The sequence below is a fragment of the Spirosoma koreense genome (assembly GCF_054777875.1).
On sequence record NZ_BAAHAC010000022.1, the window covers coordinates 1275889 to 1297727 of the forward strand.

Annotated in this window: 22 protein-coding genes; all 22 read left to right on the forward strand. The window is 52.7% G+C overall.

The features are described from left to right. Nucleotides 1-20: 20 nt before the first annotated feature. The gene (locus ACYVC2_RS18635) at nucleotides 21-1103 is read left to right on the forward strand and encodes a hypothetical protein (protein ID WP_461104464.1); all 1083 of its coding nucleotides are present in this window, start codon (nucleotides 21-23) and stop codon (nucleotides 1101-1103) included. Between the two features lie 295 nt (nucleotides 1104-1398). After that, entirely contained in the window at nucleotides 1399-1953 is a 555-nt protein-coding gene (locus tag ACYVC2_RS18640) for a peroxiredoxin (RefSeq protein WP_461104466.1), read from the forward strand. Between the two features lie 96 nt (nucleotides 1954-2049). After that, entirely contained in the window at nucleotides 2050-2637 is a 588-nt protein-coding gene (locus ACYVC2_RS18645) for a carboxymuconolactone decarboxylase family protein (protein ID WP_461104468.1), read from the forward strand. 167 nt (nucleotides 2638-2804) lie between these two features. Then, on the forward strand, nucleotides 2805-3803 hold the full coding sequence (locus tag ACYVC2_RS18650; RefSeq protein WP_461104470.1) for a c-type cytochrome: 999 nt from the start codon (nucleotides 2805-2807) through the stop codon (nucleotides 3801-3803). Between the two features lie 340 nt (nucleotides 3804-4143). Next, nucleotides 4144-5313 carry a sensor histidine kinase gene (locus ACYVC2_RS18655; protein ID WP_461104472.1) on the forward strand — a complete coding sequence of 390 codons (1170 nt, stop codon included), beginning with the start codon at nucleotides 4144-4146 and terminating at the stop codon, nucleotides 5311-5313. Beyond that, nucleotides 5252-6010 carry a LytR/AlgR family response regulator transcription factor gene (locus ACYVC2_RS18660; RefSeq protein ID WP_461104474.1) on the forward strand — a complete coding sequence of 253 codons (759 nt, stop codon included), beginning with the start codon at nucleotides 5252-5254 and terminating at the stop codon, nucleotides 6008-6010. The genes ACYVC2_RS18655 and ACYVC2_RS18660 overlap by 62 nt, the downstream gene beginning before the upstream one ends. Before the next feature lie 144 nt (nucleotides 6011-6154). Further along, nucleotides 6155-6298, forward strand: coding sequence for a hypothetical protein (locus ACYVC2_RS18665; protein ID WP_461104476.1), 144 nt, complete (start codon nucleotides 6155-6157; stop codon nucleotides 6296-6298). 229 nt (nucleotides 6299-6527) lie between these two features. Beyond that, nucleotides 6528-6725 (forward strand): hypothetical protein, encoded by a 198-nt coding sequence (locus ACYVC2_RS18670; RefSeq protein WP_461104478.1) that lies wholly within the window; start codon nucleotides 6528-6530, stop codon nucleotides 6723-6725. A gap of 22 nt (nucleotides 6726-6747) precedes the next feature. Next, complete coding sequence (locus ACYVC2_RS18675) at nucleotides 6748-6915, forward strand: hypothetical protein (protein WP_461104480.1); 168 nt, start codon at nucleotides 6748-6750, stop codon at nucleotides 6913-6915. Between the two features lie 21 nt (nucleotides 6916-6936). Beyond that, complete coding sequence (locus ACYVC2_RS18680) at nucleotides 6937-8121, forward strand: radical SAM protein (RefSeq protein WP_461104482.1); 1185 nt, start codon at nucleotides 6937-6939, stop codon at nucleotides 8119-8121. Nucleotides 8122-8172: 51 nt separating this feature from the next. Further along, on the forward strand, nucleotides 8173-10461 hold the full coding sequence (locus tag ACYVC2_RS18685) for a peptidase domain-containing ABC transporter (protein ID WP_461104484.1): 2289 nt from the start codon (nucleotides 8173-8175) through the stop codon (nucleotides 10459-10461). A 6-nt stretch (nucleotides 10462-10467) separates the two neighbouring features. Next, the gene (locus ACYVC2_RS18690) at nucleotides 10468-11184 is read left to right on the forward strand and encodes a hypothetical protein (protein WP_461104486.1); all 717 of its coding nucleotides are present in this window, start codon (nucleotides 10468-10470) and stop codon (nucleotides 11182-11184) included. A 235-nt stretch (nucleotides 11185-11419) separates the two neighbouring features. Further along, complete coding sequence (locus ACYVC2_RS18695; RefSeq protein ID WP_461104488.1) at nucleotides 11420-11629, forward strand: hypothetical protein; 210 nt, start codon at nucleotides 11420-11422, stop codon at nucleotides 11627-11629. Between the two features lie 117 nt (nucleotides 11630-11746). Further along, nucleotides 11747-14188: a TonB-dependent receptor gene (locus ACYVC2_RS18700; protein WP_461104490.1), complete on the forward strand. Its 2442-nt coding sequence runs from the start codon at nucleotides 11747-11749 to the stop codon at nucleotides 14186-14188. 17 nt (nucleotides 14189-14205) lie between these two features. After that, nucleotides 14206-15390 carry a lanthionine synthetase LanC family protein gene (locus ACYVC2_RS18705; RefSeq protein WP_461104492.1) on the forward strand — a complete coding sequence of 395 codons (1185 nt, stop codon included), beginning with the start codon at nucleotides 14206-14208 and terminating at the stop codon, nucleotides 15388-15390. Then, the gene (locus tag ACYVC2_RS18710) at nucleotides 15387-16619 is read left to right on the forward strand and encodes a lanthionine synthetase C family protein (protein ID WP_461104494.1); all 1233 of its coding nucleotides are present in this window, start codon (nucleotides 15387-15389) and stop codon (nucleotides 16617-16619) included. The genes ACYVC2_RS18705 and ACYVC2_RS18710 overlap by 4 nt, the downstream gene beginning before the upstream one ends. 60 nt (nucleotides 16620-16679) lie before the next feature. Beyond that, on the forward strand, nucleotides 16680-17609 hold the full coding sequence (locus ACYVC2_RS18715) for an LLM class flavin-dependent oxidoreductase (RefSeq protein ID WP_461104496.1): 930 nt from the start codon (nucleotides 16680-16682) through the stop codon (nucleotides 17607-17609). 2 nt (nucleotides 17610-17611) lie between these two features. Further along, nucleotides 17612-19801, forward strand: a complete 2190-nt coding sequence (locus tag ACYVC2_RS18720) for a peptidase domain-containing ABC transporter (protein WP_461104498.1) — start codon at nucleotides 17612-17614, stop codon at nucleotides 19799-19801. A gap of 24 nt (nucleotides 19802-19825) precedes the next feature. Further along, nucleotides 19826-20830, forward strand: a complete 1005-nt coding sequence (locus tag ACYVC2_RS18725; protein WP_461104500.1) for a hypothetical protein — start codon at nucleotides 19826-19828, stop codon at nucleotides 20828-20830. A gap of 172 nt (nucleotides 20831-21002) precedes the next feature. Further along, nucleotides 21003-21212, forward strand: a complete 210-nt coding sequence (locus tag ACYVC2_RS18730; RefSeq protein ID WP_461104502.1) for a class I lanthipeptide — start codon at nucleotides 21003-21005, stop codon at nucleotides 21210-21212. Nucleotides 21213-21237: 25 nt separating this feature from the next. Continuing rightward, nucleotides 21238-21462, forward strand: coding sequence for a class I lanthipeptide (locus ACYVC2_RS18735; RefSeq protein ID WP_461104504.1), 225 nt, complete (start codon nucleotides 21238-21240; stop codon nucleotides 21460-21462). Nucleotides 21463-21522: 60 nt separating this feature from the next. Continuing rightward, nucleotides 21523-21738, forward strand: a complete 216-nt coding sequence (locus ACYVC2_RS18740; RefSeq protein WP_461104506.1) for a class I lanthipeptide — start codon at nucleotides 21523-21525, stop codon at nucleotides 21736-21738. Nucleotides 21739-21839: the final 101 nt, after the last annotated feature.

Genomic DNA, 21839 nt, shown 5'->3' on the forward strand with positions numbered 1-21839 from the left:
TACTTTTTCGTTACTATTGTATGACACAGATAACCAACGTGACGATGCATTCCCCGAACGCCCAGGCGCCAGTTACCCCCGCTTCGACGGGTAACGCACCAATGGATGACAACTGGCGGAAATCTATTCCGGCGCAGGTGTTTCTGAACCATTTTTTTGCGATGGATTACCACATCCGGTTTCAGAATGATCTCTTTGATCTGGCTAAGTTTCCAATCTTTCAGCAGTTCTACGGACGCGTAACGGACGAAGGTCGTAAGGGGCTGGAGAAGTTATTGTTGAATAGCTGGAGCGCCGAGTATGCCCTTCGGATTACGCCTGTTGTAAACGACGAACAATACCTGCAAAGCTCGCTGCACTGGACCTTCCCACAGGCTTATTACAGTGCGTTGTTTAGCGCGCGGGCTTTTCTGGCGGTGCAGGGCGTCAATGTCAGCAATGAAGAATTGATCCGTAAACGGATTGGCAACATGGTTGTCCGGGGCTATTATCCGGCTTCTATCGGCTATTATGCGCTGGGTCCGATCAACAACTACCGGATTCAGCGGCTGCCCATGGCCCGTCGATTTACGGCCGCCACCAAGACCGACCTGCTGCTGCCTTCGCGGGAGGGATCGGTGCAGGCTGAACTGGCCCAGTTCCTGAAAACAACCCGCGATCAGCGGGTGCGGGCGCTGCGCAATGCCATTCAGACCAATCCGAAAACAGCCTTACGCAGCCCAAAAACAGGTGAGATCTTACAGAAATTCAGTGTGGAACAGTATAAACAACTGGCTAAGCAGATCGGCTACACAACGTATTTCGATATGCTGAGCCGGCTACGAATTTCATCGACGAATCGCGAAATCGAGCGCTTTGTCGATTCCGAAATCGATGTCAAGCTTTTCCACCAGAGCCTGGTCGATATTGTGGCGCACGTGAACTCGGTTCACGAAGCGTATATCGCCAAGGCGCTTGGCATCCAGGCTTATCGTCAGTTAGTGGCCAAACTACCTTCGTATTTGCAGGAGAGCTTTGTTCGGGAGCGAATGAACACGGTGATTCTACCGATGTTGCAAACGCCCGAAGCCGACCAGGAGCCTTACCTGCAAATGGCCGCCTGAGTTAAAAACGTGATTGAGGGGTAAATCCCGACCAGCAACGAGGCTGGTCGGGATTTATGTTTATAGATAAAATGATAGTTTGCACCTTTCTGGTAAATAGTATTATTCTTTTTGAAACAATTTTGGAGACCAGTAGCCGCTTTGAAGTACATTCTGCTGAATGTCAGTTTTTTGGTTAAAAAGCCATAAGTTTTGTCTATAGAGCGATTGATAAAAATCATATTACTGCTGTGTAGAGTGTTCGTAAATTGCACTCGGTTAAGAAGCAGTTAAGAATACAATCTCTATAAATTCCATGAAAAATCATATCGTTTCTGTAGGTTCAGAATTCCCGGAGTTCAAAAAACTGGCCGTCGTTTCGCTCGAAAAAGACAAAGAGTTCTACGAAATTTCGTCCGACGACCATAAAAATGCCGGTCAGTGGCTGGTGATGTTCTGGTGGCCAAAGGATTTTACCTTCGTCTGCCCAACGGAAATTGCTGAGTTCAACAAAAGATTTGACGATTTCCAGGACCGCGATACGATGATGATCGGTGCTTCGACCGACAGCGAATTCGTTCACCTGGCCTGGCGCAAAAACCACGACGATCTGCGTGGGCTGAAATTTCCGATGCTGGCCGATACCTCAAAGTCACTGGCTGAAGAACTGGGGATCCTGGAAGCCAACGAGAAAGTCGCTTACCGCGTAACGTACATCGTCGATCCGCAGGGAATCGTTCGTTGGGTCAACGTAAACGACCTGTCGGTAGGCCGGAACGTAAACGAAGTGATTCGCGTACTGGACGCGCTGCAAACCGACGAACTGTGCCCCTGCAACTGGGTAAAAGGCGAAGCTACGCTGACGGCCTAGCCAATTTTGAGTGAGTGAAAGATAGAATGAGTGAATAATAGACACGACTTCGATTCATTCACTCATTCTATCAATCACGCATTCAATATTACTCTCATGACGACCACACAAAACGAAACTGTAACGTCGCTGCTAGGCCTGGTGGGGCTCAGTGCGGAGGGCCAACATCCGGTGCTGGATTCGCTGGCTCAAACCGAGCATCGGTACCTGCGCGACCTGAAAATCAACGTGGGGAACGTGCTGAACAGCAGCCAGACCCTGTCGAAGAAAGAAGCGTTGTTACTGGCTCTGGCCGTGGCGGTAAACGAAAAATACCAGCCGCTCATCGACTCGCTGACGGCGGCTGCCAAACAGGAAAGTACGTCTGAGGTCGAAATTTCGGAAACCATCGCCTGTACGTCGCTGCTCAGTACCAACAACGTGTTCTACCGCTTCCGGCATTTTGTCGGCAAGGACTATTACCAGCAAACGCAACCCGGTATTCGCATGAGCATCATGATGAATCCGGCGTTGGGTAAGGAATTTTTTGAGTTGATGAGCCTGGTGGTTTCGGCCGTAAACGGCTGCGAACTCTGTGTTCGGTCGCACGAAGAAAGCGTCCTGAAACACGGGGCCAGCGAAGCGCGTGTTTTCGACGCCATCCGCCTGGGCTCGGTCATCAAAGGCCTGATCACCGTGTTATAAATTCGATCATAGTGTTTACCGAACCGCCCGGATTCTTATCGCCAACTGGCCTTAAGGCGTCGGGCGGTTCGTCGTATCTGTCTAGAAAGTAGCCGTTTACACATTTTTTTAGGTTGGCGTTCAGGATTGGCTTTCTTTGTAATGAACCTCTTTTGATACCCTTAACCATGAAAAAACGAACTCGTAACCTGGCAATAGGCATTGTCGGTACGTTTGTACTGCTGATTGGCATTGGCTTGGCTTACATCAAGCTGGCGCTGCCGAATGTCGGGCCGGCTCCTGACCTGAAAATTCAGGCCACAGCGGCTCAGATCGAACACGGTAAATACCTGGCTCACCACGTCGCCGTCTGCATCGACTGCCATTCTACCCGCGATTTTACCAAACTCATGGCACCGATGGTACTCGGTACGGAAGGAAAAGGTGGAGAACGGTTCTCACCCGAGCAGGGCTTTCCGGGAACCTTCTATTCACGAAATATTACTGCTGCGGGGATTGGCAACTGGACGGACGGTGAAATCTACCGGGCCATTACCACGGGCGTCAGTCGCGACGGGCGGGCACTCTTTCCGGTAATGCCGTACCGGAGCTATGCGCAGATGGACCCCGAAGACATCAAAGACATTATTGCTTATCTGCGGAGTTTGCGGCCCATTCCGAATGCGATTCCCGACCCTGAGCCGGCTTTTCCGATGAACTTTATTGTCAATACGATTCCGGCTAAAATTGAACCGGGTAAGCGGGCCGACACCACCGACCGGATCGCCTACGGCAAATACCTGACCACGTTTGCATCCTGCGCCGATTGCCATACGCCCGTCGATGGGCAGGGAAAACCACTACCAGGTATGGAGATGGCCGGTGGGCGTGAGTTTCCGATGCCAACCGGTATGGTCCGCTCGATGAATCTTACTTCGGATGCGTCGGGAATCGGTACCTGGACCAAGGCCGCTTTTATCAGTCGGTTCAAAGCGCACGACGGCCAGCTTGAAAAACAGCCAACCCTTCGCGACGGCGAATTCAATACCATTATGCCCTGGCTGATGTATGCGGGCATGAGCGAGCCAGATCTGGGCGCTATTTACGATTACCTGCGCACGCTCAAGCCTGTTCCGAACAAGGTAGAGCGGTTTACGCCCAAAGCCAGCCTGGTGGCGACCCGTTAAAAGTTGAGTTTTTCCAAAACATTCTGGTAGTCGGACCGTTTTATAACTGTGTGGCAAATTCAGGCTGGCATCGATGTGTAGGGAATTTTTCTATGTACGTAGACAATATCTATTATAAAACGTGTATATAATTCGCAAGTAATTGCCCCTTACAATCTTCAGTACTGTATCTGCCGTAATGTAAAGCCCGCTTTCTCTAAACAAGAAGCGGGCTTTTTGTTATCTTGCCATGAGCGGCCGGCCAACGGGTCATTGTTTGCTAATGCCCGCCTTCAGGTTATGGATAGAAGCGAACCGACGACGTCCGACTAAGCGCCTTTACGAATCGGCTCAGGAATTCATGCGGCAACTGTTTGTTAAAGATACGTTTTACCCCAATGGGTGGTGGCGGCTTGTCGCTCACCTGACCATGTGGGCCGTTTTATTTGTATTTCTGCTCGGCCAGTACGAATGGTTTTCGCGGAGCCCTCAGGTAAACGGCGTGGTGTTATGGCTGGCCGTGGGCAACCTGCTAACGATGATCATTATTTATTACTGGATGGCGGGGTGGGTGCTTCCGCTGCTGTACCAGAAGCGCTGGCTGGTGCTGGTTCTGAACATTCTTTTCGTTTATATCATCAATTCCTTCTGCAATTATTTCGTGTTTGTCGGAACCGATGACTGGCTCGACGCATCGCCTGGAATTCATCGGGTGGCCGGCATCTACCGAAATATCGGTCTGGTCGGGGGGTTGTTCAACCAAACGGTTTTCGTCCTGAACTGGTCGTTTATGCTCAATGCGGTCATTCCGATCAGCATTAAATTTATGAAGGATGTACTGGTCACCCGCAATCAGACTACCCAGCTGGAGCGGGATAACCTGGTGCTGGAACTCAACTTCCTGCGCTCACAGGTCAACCCTCACTTCTTCTTCAACGCGATCAATAATGTGTATGCCCTAATTGTCGACAAAGACGAGCAGGCTGCTACCATTTTGCTGAAGCTATCCAGTCTGATGCGGTACGTTCTGTACGAAGCCGGCACGTCGTATGTTACCCTGCAGCAGGAAGTCGAGTTTTTAAAAGATTATGTAGATTTAGAAAAAATTCGGCACGGCACGAATGCATCGATTCTGCTGCAGATCGACGGTGAAATCGGCGACTTACTGATTCCGCCCCTGGTACTCGTTACGTTTGTCGAGAATGCGTTCAAGCACGGCCTGAATGCCACCATCCGGGAGTCGTGGGTAACCATCGATTTACAGATAAAAGGAAATTCGCTGCATTTTCTGATACGGAACAGTAAGCCCCCCGTTCGGCCACAGACTCGTACGAGCTCGTTGCCAAAAGTGGGTGGTATTGGTCTGACGAATACACAACGACGGCTGGAACTGCTTTATCCGGATACCCACCAATTGCGTATCCAGGAGACCCAGTCGACGTATACAGTTGACTTAACTATTTTACTGGATGGAACGCGAACTAACCTGCCTGATCATCGACGACGAACCGCTGGCTCGGGAATTGCTTAAAAAATTTGTGGCCCGCGTACCGACCTTATCCTTATTGGGAGAGTCCAGTAACGCCATCGAAGCGGTTGCGGCCATCCATAACCAGCGGCCTGATATTATCTTTCTGGATATCAATATGCCGGAAATGACGGGTATCGAACTGCTCAAGTCATTTACGGCTGCCCGCCCGCAGGTGATCATGACCACCGCGTATCCGGGCTATGCCCTGGATGGTTTCGAATACGATGTAACGGATTATCTGCTGAAACCTATTCCGTTCGACCGTTTTCTCAAAGCCATCAATCGGGTGCGCGATCGACTCGGCAATGCGAGTGCACCCCCAAGTCCGCCCCCCGCGCCGACCGAGCCAGCTGCGAGCGTCAAAGACGACAAATCGGGTCGGGGCAACAAATTTCTGTGGGTGAAGGAAGATAAAAAAATGGTCAACGTGAACACCGATGATATTCTGTACGTGGAGGGGATGAAAGACTATGTGAAAATTTATCTGTCTGATAAACTGGTCGTTACCCACATTACCATGAGCCGAATGGAACAGCTGTTGCCCGAAAACGATTTCATCCGGGTCAACCGCTCGTACATTGTTCGGCGCTCGGCCATTCGGGCGGTTAACGGAAACACCATCGAAACCGTCAACAAAAAAGAAATTCCGATCGGGATCAGCTACCGGGATTCCATCAAAGACATTACGCGGGATTGAGGCTTCTCTGTTAACTACTTACCCATTTTTGGTAGCATCTATCTAATAAAAGCGGCATTTGGTCGAAATAATTTTCGTATAGATAGTTCGAAGCGCATATTTGATTCGATAATCGTTAACCAAACTTCTTAATCTCCTCTAATCATGAAAAACGCATCTTTACTCCCTGGCCTTCAGTTAAAAAAAGAAACGATCAGCGTGTTAGACAGCAAAGCGGGCCTGTTCACCGCTGATAAGCAGCGGACCGGAACGGTGATTACCGGTACGATCGTCATCAGCACGCTATAGAGCGCTCTACTTCGTAACAGACATCGAACTCGGGTTGAACGACTGGTGAGGAACCGGCTTCAGCCCGAGTTTTTGTTTGTTCTGGGGGCCTGTCAGACGGCCGTGTGCGTAACCAGATGAGTCGGAGCCAGGGCCTATTTAGTCGAATAAACGAGTCGCTTGGTCGAAAAAAATTTCGGCTGCGTCAGCTGCCCCCTACCTTTCCCGAAACCATTCTGCAGCGGGACACATGAAAAAAGTATTTACCTTCTGGAAACGTCGTTTCAGCACGCGGACGCTGGAAATGTCGACCGATGTATTCAGCGACGTCATTGGTGAGCAGGAAGCGCAGAAAATTCGGGGGGGCGACAAAGAGTACATGCCCGTGTATGACACCCACGAAAAGTCGGCGCTCCGGACCCCGTCGATCTTACTCGATTTTATGTGAAATTTTTAACCAGGCTCATACCATGAACAAGAAACAATTTTCGATTTCCCCGAAGCACAAACGGGCAACCAAAAAAGCACTGGAGCAATTCGATCAGGAAGACCAGAAAGTCAACGGCGACGACATCCGGGGTGGCAACTGGACCGAGTATGGTGGTGGTCCCGATAAAGACGGCACTCCGAAAAAATAAACCTAAAACGGCTCAATCCCCTTGCTAATCAAAGGCGCTATCCTGAAAGTTGCGAGCCAGTGCAACCTGAATTGTACGTATTGTTATATGTACAACCTGGGCGATGACTCGTACCGACGCCAGCCCCGGCGCATGCGGGCTGCGGTGCGCGATGCCCTGTTGCATCGGGTGCTGAGCCACAGCGTCCGGTATGGGCTGAGCACCTTTGATTTCATCTTTCATGGGGGCGAGCCGCTGCTGGCGGGCAAACGGTTTTTCGAGCAGTTCGTACAGGAAGCCAGCGCCGTTCTGCAGCCGCGGGTCGAACCCCGGTTTTTTTTGCAGACGAATGCGGTATTGCTGGATGAGGACTGGTGCCGACAGTTGGGTCAGCTGGGCATTCGCGTCGGGATTAGTCTCGACGGCCCAGCGTCGGTCAATGATCGCTATCGGCTCGATCACCGCGGACGAAGTTCGTTTCTGGCGGCTGAGCAGGGGCTACGGTGCGCCCTCGGATCGAAGGACCTGATGAATCAGCCCGGTGTGCTGACCGTTGTCGACCCAACTACCGACCCGATGGTGGTGTATAACTACTTTCGGTCCGTTGGCGTAGAGGTGCTGGATTTTCTGCTTCCCGACGCCACCTTCGATCGGCCACCCCGCGGGTGGCCAGGCCGCGAAACGCCCTACGCCGACTGGCTGATCCGGATTTTCGATGGCTGGTTCGGCGCTCCGAATCGACCCCGCATTCGCCTGTTCGACCAGTTGATTGCGCTCATCGTGGGGCATGACGTGACGTCGGAGCGGTGGGGGATGGGCCCGAACGAATTTATCGTCGTCGAAACCGACGGTGGTATCGAACCATCGGACATGCTGAAAATCTGCGGTCCGAACTTTACCAAGACCGATGCCAATGTCTGTACTCACGACCTGGTCGATGCGCTTAGTCATGAACTTATGGCGCTGCATCGAAACAGTCATCAGCAGTTAAGTTCGACCTGTCAGAAATGCCCGATCGTGGCGGTATGCGGAGGAGGGTTTCTGGCCCACCGGTATAGCCAGATCAATGGATTCGATAATCCGTCGGTCTACTGCCGGGATTTGCTTCGGCTGATTACGCACATCCAGAATAAGGTCTGCGCGTTTTTGCCGGCCGAGCTTTGCCAGGAGGCCGACCTGGAGCCGCTTTCCTACGCCGATGCCCTGTTGGCACTGACCGATGAATAGACGTCTATCAGCCACACGAATTCAGAAAATGAGGATTTTACCGCTTACGCCATGAGAGCACGCGCCTATAAATACTACCGGCAGTTAGATTACATGGACTGTGGGCCGACCTGCCTCAAAATGGTAGCCGCTCATTACGGTAAGGACTATTCCATGGATTTCTTGCGGGCCAATGCCTACATTACCCGGCAGGGGGTCAGCATGTTGGGAATCAGCGAAGCGGCCGAAAAAATTGGCTTCAAGACCCTGATGGTGAAGCTGACCTACGATCAGGTCCTGCACGAGGCTCCACTGCCCTGTATTCTGCACTGGAATCAGGAACATTTTGTAGTACTTTACGAAGCCGGCGAATCGTTTCTGAGTTTTTTACCCTTCGTGAACGCCCGAACGGAGTTTCTGGTAGCCGACCCCGGCCATGCCCTGATCCGCGTCGATCGCGAAACGTTCCGCAAGTGCTGGATCTCGTCGGCCGATCAGAAAGGCGTAGCGTTATTACTGGAACCGACTCCGCATTTTTACGAGCATCAGGAAACCGAAACGACCCCCACGCAGGGGTTTCGGTTTTTGCTTAAATACCTGGCGCCCTATCGTCGCTACCTGGTGCAGATCATGCTGGGTATGCTCTTCAGCAGTTTGCTGGCCATGCTGTTTCCGTTTCTGACGCAGGGGCTGGTCGACTACGGCATTCACCGGCATAACCTCGGGTTTGTGCACCTGATTCTGTTGTCGCAGTTGCTGTTGTTCGTCGGAAGTACCGTTATCGATATCATCCGAAACTGGATTCTGCTACACATCAACACGCGCATCAGCGTGACCATCATTTCGCATTTTCTGATCAAGCTAATGCGGTTGCCCATCAGCTTTTTCGATACCAAGAACATCGGCGACATCTCGCAGCGGATCAACGACCATCACCGGATCGAATCGTTTCTGACCGGCTCTACCCTGAACACGCTCTTCTCGCTGGTCAATCTGGTGATTTTCTCCGTCGTGTTCACGCTCTACGACCTAAACCTGCTCGTGGTTTTTCTGGTGGGCAGCACGCTGTCTGTCGTTTGGGTTTTGTTGTTTCTGAAACACCGCAAAGAGTTGGATTACAGGCGTTTTCAGCGCCTGCGCGATAACCAGAACAGCCTCTATGAGCTTATAACGGGCATGCAGGAAATCAAACTGAACAACTGCGAACGGGCCAAGCGCTGGGAATGGGAGCGGATTCAGGCCAAGTTGTTCAAGATCAATATCCGGGGGCTGGTGCTGGAACAGTACCAGGAAATCGGTTCTACGTTTTTTACCCAGCTCAAAAACATCCTTATTTCCTACATGGCCGCAACAGCCGTCATTCACAACGAAATGACCCTTGGGATGATGCTGAGCATTTCGTATATCGTTGGGCAGATGAACGGGCCACTTAGCCAGATTCTGCAGTTTATGCGCAGTGTTCAGGATGCCAAAATCAGCCTGGAACGGCTCAGTGAAATTCATAACCGACCTGATGAAGAGTTGAATGAAGAACTGACGATGGGCAAACTGTCTATCCGCCGACCGCACGAAACTGGCCCCACGCCCGTCAGCTCCTACGCCAGAACCTGGGAAACGGAAGCTGGTATCGTGCTGAACAATGTCTCGTTTCGCTATGGTGGCCCGCACTCGGCCTACGTGCTGAAAGACATCAGCCTGCACATTCCGGAAGGGAAAGTGACGGCCATTGTGGGCAGTAGCGGCAGCGGAAAAACGACGCTGTTGAAACTGTTGCTGAAGTTTTACCCACCCACAGCGGGCGAAATTCTGGTGGATGGCAACGACCTGAACGACATATCCGCCAAAATGTGGCGCAACAACTGCGGTTCGGTCATGCAGGATGGGTATATTTTCTCCGACTCGATTGCCCGCAACATTGCCATCGACGGCGAACGCATCGACGAGCTGAAACTGGTTGAAGCCGCTACGGTGGCTTCGATCCATGAATTTGTGAAGCGATTGCCACTCGGCTTTATGACAAAAATCGGGAATACCGGAGCCGGGTTGAGTGGCGGACAGCGCCAGCGCATTTTCGTCGCCCGGGCGGTTTACAAAGACCCAAAATACCTGTTTTTCGACGAAGCGACCAGTGCGCTGGACGCGAACAATGAGCGGGTGATCATGGCCAATCTGGAGCAGTTTTTCGAGAACCGGACGGTTCTGGTGATCGCGCATCGACTCAGTACGGTACGCAAAGCCGATCAGATCATCGTGCTCGACAACGGCATGATTCGGGAGCAGGGCACGCACCTGGAGCTGGTCATGAAGAAAGGGTATTATTACGAACTGGTGAAAAATCAACTCGAACTGGCCGAAGCCTGATCTATCATGCCACAGCAATCGTCCCATACCGTGTTGAGCGATGAGATTCAGGAAATCATCGGGTACGTGCCGCACTGGATCGTGCGCTGGGGCATTACCGCCATGTTCGTCGTCTTTCTGATTCTGCTGCTGTGCTCGTATCTGATTCGGTTCCCGGATACGATTTCGGCGCCGGTCACCATCAGCGCTACGGTACAGCCGTTCAAAATCAGCTGGTATAAATCGGACGTCAACGTCGACTATCACTGTACGGTCCGAAACGGGCAACGGGTGCAGGCCGGCGATACGGTCTTACTGGAAGAAAATATAAGCAGCCGAAGCCAGCTGGCCTACCGAAGCCCGCTGAAGGGAGTCGTGCATATACTGCGGGGCAGCAAAAAAGAAATAAAATTATCGACCATTCTGGTGATGCCGCAGGCCGTGTCGGGTTGTGAGGTTCAGATTCGACTGCCTATCCAGGGCTCGGGTAAAGTGAAAGCCGGCCAGCGGGTGCTTATCCGGCTCGACGAATATCCCACGGACGAATTTGGCTTCCTGGAAGGGTTTATTACGTCGTTTATCCCGGTTTCGTTCGATCAGCATTATCGGGTCAATGTGCGGTTGAGCAACGGCTTGACAACGACGCTGGCCAAAAAACTGCCCCTGCAGCCCGAACTGCGCGGAACCGCCGAGATCATGCTCGACGAGAAAAAACTGCTGCAACGAATTATTGGCCTGCACTGACTCCCAGGGAGCAGCATACCCCCGCTTTTGCGTGAGCCCCACTCGCTCGCCATCCGTTGAAAACAACCTGATCCGGTCGGTAGAGGAAAGGAGTAACTACACTTAAAAACTCGTCGGGGCTGATCGCAACTTAGTCGAAAACCCCGCTCCATCGGTCGAAAAAAGTAGGCGTTGGGCTGGCTCAACGCTTTTTTTATATCCAAATAATAGCCGAACCTGTAAACGAAGCGCAGTTATGGATATTCTCAAACGAATTTTTGGTAACAACAAAAAGCGGTCCTTCCTCGACGAAGACGGGTTTGCCCGGCTGCCGACCGAAGCGATGGACACCATTCTGGGCGGTCGCCCGGCTGACCCGGCGGCAGCCGCTTTCGATTTGCCTGCCGACCTGACGGCTACCCGGACGAACCTGACCAACTACTCGCATCCGGAAAACCGACATTAGTCGAAACGTCGTACCAACTGGTCGAAATAAGTTGGTTGCCCAGGTAGAGCACACTTGCTTTGAGATAGAAACCGGACAATGAACGTGGCGAAATGATCGATAAAACTATCTACTGATATGAAAAAGGCCTATATACTTTTGCTCGTTATCGGCATGCTGAGTGCAGCCTGTATACCTGCGCTGGCGCAAACTAAAACCCGGTTGGTCGGTACGGTGCAGGAGCAAAATACAGCGGCTGGAGCCGTTCCCTTCGCTACCGTAGCGCTGGTGCAGGCCGCCGATTCAGCGCTCGTAAAAGGGAGCGTTACCGACGCCGACGGCCGCTTCAGCATCGATAACGTCGAGGCCGGAACCTACCGGCTGACCGTCAGCTTTGTCGGTTTTCAGAAATACACCGGTCCTGAACTGGTCATTGGCAGCGAAGCCGAATCCAATGTCGGGGTTATTCGTCTCCTGGCTGAAGCCAAACAACTGACCGAAGTCAAAGTTGTCGGTACCAAACCGTTTGTCGAAAAGAAATCGGATGGCTTTGTCGTCAACGTTGAAAATAGCGTAGTGAGCTCCGGCAATTCGGCGCTGGAAGTCCTCGAACGGTCGCCGGGGGTATTGGTTTCTGATAACGGCAAGGTGTCGATGCAGGGGAAAGCGACGATGGTCATGATCGACGGAAAGCAGGTGCAGGTATCGGGCGAAAGCCTGGGAGCCCTCCTTAAAAGTCTGAAATCCGATAATATCGCCACCATCGAGCTCATTACGCAACCGTCGGCCAAGTACGATTCGTTTGCGGGGGCTATCATCAATATCAAAACCAAAAAGAACACCAAACCGGGTTTCAACGGGAGCCTGAACCTGGGGCTGACCCAGAGCATCTATACCAAATATACCGGTGGAGGGAATTTCAACTACAAGGCCGGAAAACTGAACGTCTTTGGTAACTACAGCTACGGCAACAACCGTAGCTGGCGGCAGAACGAAGAACGCAGCCAGTTCCAGAATCAGCAGGGACCTAGTCAGTTGCTGACCAATTCGGAGTCGACGGCGCAGAGTCTGAGCCATACGGGTAAGCTGGGCCTGGATTATTACCTGTCCGACAAACACGTGGTGGGCATCAGCGCCGACGGGAATCTGTACCGAAACAATACGGATCAGTTTTCAACGACGAATTTCAGCCACGTACCCGCAGTTACCGACTCGACACTGACGACGACAGGGAACCGGACCAGTCGGCAAAACTTCGTCGCTTACAATTTTAATTACAAGGGAACCCTCGACACGAACGGGCGAAGCATCGAAGTGAACGTCGACTACGGCCACGATTACTTCGCCAGTAACTCCTATTACGTTGGGCATTTGCGGTACATGAACCCCGATTTTAGCCGGTATCGGGATGGGTTGCAGAACCTGCCGACCTATACGACCCGGTTTACGACCTACAAAGTTGATTACACGATGCCGTTCCGCAGCGGCCTTACCATGGAAATCGGGGCCAAGTCGGCCTTCGTAACCACCAACAACGACGTCCGCTTCAATGTCCAGCTCACCGACGGCGGCCCCTGGCAAAACGACCCCAGCCGAACCGACAACTTTGTGTACAACGAGAACATCAACGCGGGCTACGTGACCCTACGCAAGACCATCGACAAATGGCAGATTCAGGGCGGTTTGCGGGCCGAGCAAACCAGGGCCGATATCAACTCGATCGCTACGAATACCCTGATTCACCGGAATTACACCAACCTGTTTCCGAACCTGTTTGTGGAGCGGGCTTTCGGCGAGAAACATCAGCTATCGGTTGGTTTCCGGCGGGAGATCGACCGGCCCAGCTACAGTAACCTGAATCCGTTTATTCTGTACACGAATCAGTACACCTATTTTCAGGGCAATCCGTACCTGAATCCGGCCAAAGCGTATGTATTCACCCTGTCGCATACGTTTAACAACAGCATTTCTACCACCCTCGATTACAGTTATCAGAAAGACGCTTTCTTCGAAACCTTCGAGCAGTTTCAGGATACGAAAATCACCCGGCACTTCATCACCAACCTGGGCGTAGCCAGCGGGTTTGGCCTGAACGTCAACTTCCCGGTTCGGCTGGCGAAGTGGTGGGAAAGCTCGAACAACGCATACGGCACCTACGGAAACGTGAAAGACGCCAATTTTCTGGGCAATGGGCTGAATGTAGTTTCGTGGGGATACTACGCCAGTTCGGTCCACACGTTCACGCTGGCCAAGGGCTACAAGGCCGACATGTCGATCAATTACCAGGGCCCGTTCCGATACGCCACCGCCACCCAGATCAGTACCTTCAACATGAACCTGGGGCTTCAGAAAAGCCTGTGGAACAACAAGGCCAGCCTGAAAATCAACGCCAACGATATTTTCTGGACCCGTCGCTACGGAACCCGGACCCTGGCTGCTAACCAGAACGTGAGCGACCTCTCGTACCGCGATACGCGCCTGGTTCGGGCCACGCTCACCTACAAGTTCGGCACGAAAGGGCTCAAGCTACGGCAGCGAAACGTCGGTAGCCAGGCAGAACAGAACCGGATCAATCACTAAAACGACCTGCCTGCTGTATGGAAACGTTTCTCGAAACCGACGTGACGACGGCTGTTCACCGGATTGCCCGGAGCCTGGCCCTGCCGACCAGCCGCCTGACATCTTTCGGATATGCCAATGGGTTACTGGGGCAAGTGCTTTTCTGGCTCTATTATGCCGACTTTGCCGATGACGAGGCCGCGGGTGAGCGGGCGCAGGCGCTGCTGATGGATGCCATTGAGCGGGTAACGCAGCCGTATAAGGGCCATAATTACGCCAAAGAGCTGGCCGAGTTCGGAATTTTTCTGGAGTATGCCCGGGCCAATAACCTGATCGAGTTCGATACTAACCTGCTCCTGAACGGACCCGATGCGCTGCTGGCCGATACGCTGATCACCGCCTTCGAACGCCGGGATTTCGACCCCTTTACCGGGGCCCTGGCCCCCAGCTTTTATTTCCTCAGACGCCTGGCTACTAACCGGGCGGTGCGCAGCCATCTGGCGCGCACCGTGATGGAACTGAATAGCAGCGCGAAGCTAGATCCGGATGGAAATCTGTTCTGGCCGTCGAAACTGTTTGGCGACGATCGGGTATACCTGGGGCTGTCGCATGGCTCGGCAGCTATCATACTCTTCCTGACCTGCGTAATCGAAGCGGGTATCCTGGTAAGTACGGCCACCGATGTACTCCGGCGCAGCATAGGATACCTGCTCACGCATCGGCAGGATTATCGGATCGTTGGGGCCTGTTACCCCGACATTGTCGGCGAGCAACCGCAACGCTCCCGGTTAGGATTGTGCTACGGCGATATGGGCGTTGCCTACAGCCTGCTGCGGGCCGCTCGGGTGCTGAACGACTCGGAAATCTACGGCGAAGCTCTGACCATCTTTTCGATCGCAGCGAGCCGGCGGACACCCGACCGGAGCGGGATTCAGGACGCCGGCATTCTGTACGGTGCGGCCGGAACGGCCCTGCTGTTCGATAAAGCCTACGAACTGACTGGCCAACTCGTGTTCGATGAAGCGGCCCGGTATTGGTACGAGCGTATTCCGGGTTTTGCCGTTCACGACAATCCGACGGCGGGCTACCGGGGCGTGTTCAACCAGCATTTTCCGCACACCAATATTGCCTTTATGGAAGGAATTGCGGGAATCGGGGCTGCGCTGATGAAATACACCCAACGCGACAATTACTCTTTCGACGAATTAATCTGGCTGTTATGATTGCATTTGAGCGTACTTCTATGGTTGTTGATAAAGCGGCAATTGAGCGAAAACTGGCGCAGCTACGCTACCAGATCGAGTCGTCGGCGCCTAAAAACGATACCCTGCTGTCGGGGCGGATCGGGCGCATGGTGTATTATTTTTACCTGTTCCGGTACTACCAGGACGAACTTTTTGGTGAACGTGGGGTGGCCATTCTGGAGGAGGTGGTCCAGCATATTCAGGATAAAACCGCGCCTTATCTGCTTAGATACCCATTTTCGTATGGCCTGTCGGGTTTTGGCTATGCCATGTCGCTGCTGATCGAAGAAGGAATTATCGATATCGATTTCGATGAGCAACTGACGGAGTTCGACGAGATTATTTACCAGGCTGCCCTGCCCGATCTCAGCAACGGAAATACCGATTATCTGCACGGAGCGCCCGGTGCCATGCTGTACCTGTCCCGACGCCTTGGTAACCCGGCCGTCAGGGTTTATCTGGAAGAGATGGTAACCGTGCTGGACTCACTGGCGATTCGGGACGAACGGGGGCTGCGCTTTCCTAATACGCACATTGCCCGTCTGAACGAGTCCGACAATATCAACTTCGGCCTGGCCCACGGCCTCTGTGGTATTTTGCTGGTTCTGTTGCGCGTATACCAGCAGGGCGTGGCGCGTCCGGTCATCGAGCGGATCGTTTCGGACGGAATTCAGTATATTCTAAGCTATCGGACAAAGCCCGACCCGGCTCAGAACCGATTCTCGCAGTTTCCGCTCACCATCGACGAAACCAAACCCTGGGATTCGCCCGAAAACAGCAAGGAATACAATGCCCGGCTGGGCTGGTGTTACGGCGATCTCAACGAAATGCTGTTGTTCTACCAGGCCGGTGCAATTCTTGGCCGACCCGACTGGGTTCGGCTGGCCGATGAAGTTGGCGAAGGGGTTATCCAGCGACACGACCCCCATGAAACCATCATCAAAGACAGCCACCTCTGTCACGGATCGGCGGGAATTGCGCAGTACTACAAGCGCTTCTACGACCAGACTGGCCATCAGGCCTATGCCGACGCCTATCAGTTCTGGCTCGGCAAAACGGTTCAGTACCTGGAAAAAGAGCTGACCGATGCGGCTTACACGAACCATGCCGGCGAATTGCTGGAGGGGTTTGTGGGCTCTTCGCTGGTGCTGCTGTCGGCGGTGGGGGAAGAGAACTACGTCTGGGACCGGATTTTCCTGCTTTGCTGACGAACCTGATTTCCATCAACTATTTACGAAATCTCTTACTAACTAAACGGCTGAATCGAGATGAAAAAGTTGAAAATTGGCCTTATTGATTTTGGCCTTCGCCACGGACGACTGAACAGCCTGCGGGTGATCGAGGACCTGATTGAGTATACCCAGCACGCCGATCGACTCGGGTTCAGCCGGTTCTGGCTGGCCGAACACCACGTGCCCCGCACCCGGGCCCCCTGGTCCGATCCGCAGCCGCTGGTACCGATTCTGGCTGGTATGACCAACCGCATCAAAATCGGTGTAGCGGGCGTACTGATCAGCATTCATACCCCATACCACGTAGCCACCACCTTTAAACTGCTGGCAAATCTGTTTCCAGGACGCATCGATCTGGGCCTGGCCAATGGTATTGTCGGTGAAACCGTGGCGCAGTACTCTATCGGGCAGAGCAATCAGGTGCTTCGTTCGCTGTTCGAAACGAAAATGCGGGAACTGGTTCATTACCTGCAGCATGAAGACGACCTGTATCAGAATGGCAAAGGGGTCGTAATTCCGCCCTTTAAAGGAAAAATCCCGGACCTCTGGACCCTGGGCGTATCGTACCATACTCTGGACCGGGCGTTGCAGCTTCGCACCAATTTCGCCCGTTCTATTTTTCATCAGGGCTCCGATTCGACTTATGAGACCGAGAAACTGCAGGCTTTTCGCGAAGACTATTACCAGCAGCATGGTAAGTATCCGCAGATTACCCTGGCGGTGGCGGGTTGCTGCCACCAGACTTCGCAACGCGCCAAACGCATCCTGACGCAACTCAACGACCGGAAAGAAGTCGGTAAAGGCGATCTGTTCGGAAGCCCGGCCAAGTTTCATGATGAGGTGATGGCCCTGCAGGAACGCTACCAGATCGATGAGGTTATTTTCATGAGTGCCGCTATGCAACCCAAAGATCGAATGGTTGGTATCGAGCTCATCAGTGATGTTTTCAACCTAAGCGTCAACTAGTTATGCAATTTCCACACTATCGGCAACTGGATGCGATGGATTGCGGGCCGACCTGCCTCCGAATGATTTCGCGCCACTACGGTAAAACGTATACCCTGAACACGTTACGTAATTTTACGAAATACAGCCGCGATGGTGTGTCATTACTGGGCATTAGTAAAGCCGCCGAAAGCATCGGATTCCGAACCATGGGGGCCGTTTTGACGCTCGATAAATTGTCTAGCGAAGATCTGCCGCTGCCCTGCATCGCTCACTGGGATCAGAACCATTTTGTGGTGGTTCATAAGATCAAAAAAAACAGAATTTTCGTCGCCGATCCGGGTAAGTCACTCCTGACCTACCAGCAGAACGAGTTTGAACGACACTGGGCCAGCACGCAGAAAGACGGCATAGGGCAGGGGGTGGTGCTGCTGCTGGAACCTACGCCCCGCTTTTATGAACAGGATGGCGAAACTGAATCGAAGCTGGGGCTGCAAAAGCTGTATAGCTACCTGCTGACCTACAAACGACTGCTGATTCAGCTGTTATTCGGTCTGATCGTCGGTAGTTTGCTGCAGTTGATCTTTCCGTTTCTGACCAAGTCGATCGTCGATGTTGGTATTAACACCCACAACCTGAACTTTATTTACCTGGTACTGGGCGGACAGCTGATGCTGGCGCTCGGGCAAACCTCCCTCGACTTTATCCGGGGCTGGATTCTGCTGCACATCAGTACCCGAATACGACTCGCTATTCTGTCGGATTTTCTGGTGAAACTGATTCGGTTGCCACTGTCTTTTTTCGACACAAAAATGACGGGCGATATCATGCAGCGCATGAGCGATCATAACCGAATCGAAGCCTTTCTGACCAACACAACTCTCAACGTACTGTTCTCGCTCGTCAACCTGATTGTTTTTGGGGGCGTCTTGCTGGCTTATAGTCTGCCTATTTTTGCGGTATTTATTGTCGGTAGTGGGCTCTATGCGGCCTGGGTCGTTATTTTTCTTCGGCAACGTAAGAAGCTGGATTACAGGCGGTTTCAGATCGCTTCGCAGAATCAGAACAACATCATTCAGCTCGTCGGAGGGATTCATGAAATCAAACTGAACGACTGCGGCACCCAGAAAATCTGGGAATGGGAGCGGGTGCAGGCCCGGTTCTTTAAACTCAGCACGCAGAGCCTGGCCCTGAACCAGAATCAGCAGGTTGGCGCGTTTTTTATCAACCAGGGAAAAAATATCGTCGTTATTTTCCTGGCTGCCAAAGCTGTGTTGCAGGGGCAGCTGACCCTGGGCGAAATGCTGGCGATTCAGTACATTATCGGTCAGTTGAATTCGCCCATCGAACAACTGATTCAACTGATGCAGGTTACGCAGGATGCCAAACTGAGTCTGGACCGTCTGAACGACATTCATATGGTGCCCGACGAAGAACCCGACGGAAAGCCGCTGCTGCATTACCTGCCCGAGCACCAGGATATCGTACTGCGCAAGGTCTCCTTCGCCTACCCCGGTGCGGGCAATCAACCTGTGCTGAAAAACATCGACCTGACCATTCCACAGGGGCGGACCACGGCCATCGTAGGAACGAGCGGCAGCGGAAAAACGACGATTCTTAAGCTACTGTTGCGGATGTATGACCCCGATGGGGGCGAAATTCGGGTGGGCGAGCAGCACTTCAGTTCGATCAGCCATCAGTACTGGCGCCGAAAATGTGGCGTGGTGATGCAGGAAGGCTTTATCTTCTCCGACACGATTGCCCGCAACATCGCCATCGGCGACGAAAGCATCGATCTGCACCGGCTGGCCCACGCCGTGAAGGTGGCGAACATCCAGCAGTTTATCGAAGAGGCACCGCTGGGCTACAATGTCAAGATTGGTGCCGAAGGAAATGGCATCAGCCAGGGACAAAAACAGCGTATTCTGATTGCCAGAGCCGTTTACAAACAACCTGAATATATATTCTTCGACGAAGCGACCAGCGCGCTGGATGCCAACAATGAGAAAGTGATCATGGGCAATCTGGAGCAGTTCTTTCGGGGCCGTACCGTCGTTGTGGTGGCGCACCGCCTGAGTACCGTACGGAACGCCGACCAGATTGTGGTGCTGCACCGGGGCGAAATTGTCGAACAGGGTACCCACGACCAACTGGTCGATAACCGGGCTTATTACTACGAGCTCGTGCGAAACCAGCTTGAGCTCGGCAACTAACCTTTTCTCCAATCTATTTCGATCATGGCTATTTCGAACCGTAAGTCGTCCTGGACCGACTTAGTCGATGCGTTGCGCTCCATGAAAATCGCGGTAGGTCAGCAGCCGCCTGCCCGGTTTGAACCCGATGTCCTGGGGACCGTGACCGACGTAGCCCGAAACCGACTGAATCCTGATCAATATCGGGTGGTTCGTAGGGCCATTGATCTGTGTAATAAGGCGCTGGCCCGGAGTAAAAAAGGTGACCTGGCAATGGCCAGACAACTCTTCGACGAAGTTGAAACGTATATACCTGCGTTATCGGGCGAAGCCCGCGCCCTGGTCGAGGTAACCTACCATTCGGAGATCGCTTATTTTCATCACCGAAGCCGCAATCCCACAGCGGCCGAAGCCTGTATTGCCCGAACGCTGGTGCTGGACGACGAGTTGCAGGGAGTCTACTACGCCTTTCACGGGCATAAAATCCATACCCTTCACAACAAAAGCCGGGCGCTGTTATTCCAGGGGGAATACGAAGCGGCCGCCGATCAGATGCTGGCCATCCTGCGATATCTGCTCGATCCTACGCAACGGCCTTATGCGACGGGCGACTGGGGAGCGGCCTGCCTGGAACGCTACGATACGGTCCAGCGGGTGCCCATCTGCTTTGAGTTTACGTTTTTCGATTTCGTCTACGACGGACTGCGTTCGCCCCGGTTCGATACGGTCCTTACCAATCGCTCGACCAAATTGGTCGAAACGTTGCGGCAGGTGACGGAAGTTAGCCCTATTTATGCCACCGCCCTCGACTGGCTGACAACGAAGCAGTTGCTGTATGGGGCCGAGACGGCTGCTCCCTACATTCGGGCTACGGCCCAGTTTCTGCGCGATCAGCCACTCCGGTACGATTTTCTGAAAATGGCGTTGCTGATGGATGCCGCCCGTGTGGCTCAGCTTGTTCAGAAACCTGCTTATGAAAAGATCGTACGACAGTTCATCGACGACTACTACAATATCGCATTGGTCGCTCCGAATCACGAATTGGTCTAACGACTAAAGCAGCTAGTCCAAATTATTACGAATACGTCTGAACGTAAACGTACTTTGTTCAGCAAGTCAGGAGATAGCACAAATAAGACCTCTTATTCAAAATCCGCTAATTACAATCTTGCAATTCCTTTACTTTCATTAATATCTGTTTCACATTTAACTAATAAGCCCCATGAAAAAGAAAATTAACCTCGGCAACAAGTTAGCACTCGACAAAGAAACCGTCTCGAAGCTCGACGAAAATCAACTGAAAGGCCTGGCTGGTGGCGGATCATTCTCCTGTAATGGCGGAGCCGTTGCGGCCGAAGGCGAACCAGACGGTCAGGAAGTACTGGGCACCATCGATGTGCATTCGTGCTGCAATGGATCCTGCAACGGCTGATCTTTAACTCCTCTCCAAGCGTGTCATGAAAAAGAAAATCAATCTTGGCAACCGGCTGATCCTCGATAAGCAAACGATCGCTCAACTGGACGAACAGCAACTCCAGGGTGTGATTGGTGGTGCGGCCGCCGGTACGTTCTCCTGCAAAGCCGCTCAGGAAGCCGCAGAGAATCAGGACGACGATGCAAGACAAGGTCTCGAATCGTGCTGTAACTCCTCCTGCAACGGCCCCGGCCAGCCAGCCTGCTAACCAGCGAATTCATTAGAAAATCATCCGTTTTTCCTGTTTCACATTTAACTAATAAGCCCCATGAAAAAGAAAATTAACCTCGGTAACAAATTAGCGCTCGACAAAGAAACCATCTCGAAACTCGACGAAAACCAGCTCAAAGCACTGGCCGGCGGTGGCTCACTCTCCTGTAATGGCGGAGCCGTTGCGGCCGAAGGCGAACCAGACGGTCAGGAAGAACTGGCTACCATCGACGTGAATTCATGCTGTAATAACTCCTGCAACACGAAAGCGTAGTGTTTCGATAAATGGCTGTGGCAGACCGGGCCGGTTCCTGATCTGCCACAGCTAAAAAAAGTAAGCCGCACCAACCGGCACGGCTTAGCGAGTGAGCCATT

Coding starts and splice junctions, on each gene's coding strand:
- ACYVC2_RS18740 (WP_461104506.1), top strand. CDS start 21,523: ATGAAAAAGAAAATTAACCTCGGTAACAAATTAGCGCTCGACAAAGAA.
- ACYVC2_RS18725 (WP_461104500.1), top strand. CDS start 19,826: ATGGCTATTTCGAACCGTAAGTCGTCCTGGACCGACTTAGTCGATGCG.
- ACYVC2_RS18700 (WP_461104490.1), top strand. CDS start 11,747: ATGAAAAAGGCCTATATACTTTTGCTCGTTATCGGCATGCTGAGTGCA.
- ACYVC2_RS18655 (WP_461104472.1), top strand. CDS start 4,144: ATGCGGCAACTGTTTGTTAAAGATACGTTTTACCCCAATGGGTGGTGG.
- ACYVC2_RS18645 (WP_461104468.1), top strand. CDS start 2,050: ATGACGACCACACAAAACGAAACTGTAACGTCGCTGCTAGGCCTGGTG.
- ACYVC2_RS18675 (WP_461104480.1), top strand. CDS start 6,748: ATGAACAAGAAACAATTTTCGATTTCCCCGAAGCACAAACGGGCAACC.
- ACYVC2_RS18690 (WP_461104486.1), top strand. CDS start 10,468: ATGCCACAGCAATCGTCCCATACCGTGTTGAGCGATGAGATTCAGGAA.
- ACYVC2_RS18730 (WP_461104502.1), top strand. CDS start 21,003: ATGAAAAAGAAAATTAACCTCGGCAACAAGTTAGCACTCGACAAAGAA.
- ACYVC2_RS18635 (WP_461104464.1), top strand. CDS start 21: ATGACACAGATAACCAACGTGACGATGCATTCCCCGAACGCCCAGGCG.
- ACYVC2_RS18665 (WP_461104476.1), top strand. CDS start 6,155: ATGAAAAACGCATCTTTACTCCCTGGCCTTCAGTTAAAAAAAGAAACG.
- ACYVC2_RS18705 (WP_461104492.1), top strand. CDS start 14,206: ATGGAAACGTTTCTCGAAACCGACGTGACGACGGCTGTTCACCGGATT.
- ACYVC2_RS18695 (WP_461104488.1), top strand. CDS start 11,420: ATGGATATTCTCAAACGAATTTTTGGTAACAACAAAAAGCGGTCCTTC.
- ACYVC2_RS18710 (WP_461104494.1), top strand. CDS start 15,387: ATGATTGCATTTGAGCGTACTTCTATGGTTGTTGATAAAGCGGCAATT.
- ACYVC2_RS18720 (WP_461104498.1), top strand. CDS start 17,612: ATGCAATTTCCACACTATCGGCAACTGGATGCGATGGATTGCGGGCCG.
- ACYVC2_RS18715 (WP_461104496.1), top strand. CDS start 16,680: ATGAAAAAGTTGAAAATTGGCCTTATTGATTTTGGCCTTCGCCACGGA.
- ACYVC2_RS18640 (WP_461104466.1), top strand. CDS start 1,399: ATGAAAAATCATATCGTTTCTGTAGGTTCAGAATTCCCGGAGTTCAAA.
- ACYVC2_RS18660 (WP_461104474.1), top strand. CDS start 5,252: ATGGAACGCGAACTAACCTGCCTGATCATCGACGACGAACCGCTGGCT.
- ACYVC2_RS18670 (WP_461104478.1), top strand. CDS start 6,528: ATGAAAAAAGTATTTACCTTCTGGAAACGTCGTTTCAGCACGCGGACG.
- ACYVC2_RS18685 (WP_461104484.1), top strand. CDS start 8,173: ATGAGAGCACGCGCCTATAAATACTACCGGCAGTTAGATTACATGGAC.
- ACYVC2_RS18650 (WP_461104470.1), top strand. CDS start 2,805: ATGAAAAAACGAACTCGTAACCTGGCAATAGGCATTGTCGGTACGTTT.
- ACYVC2_RS18735 (WP_461104504.1), top strand. CDS start 21,238: ATGAAAAAGAAAATCAATCTTGGCAACCGGCTGATCCTCGATAAGCAA.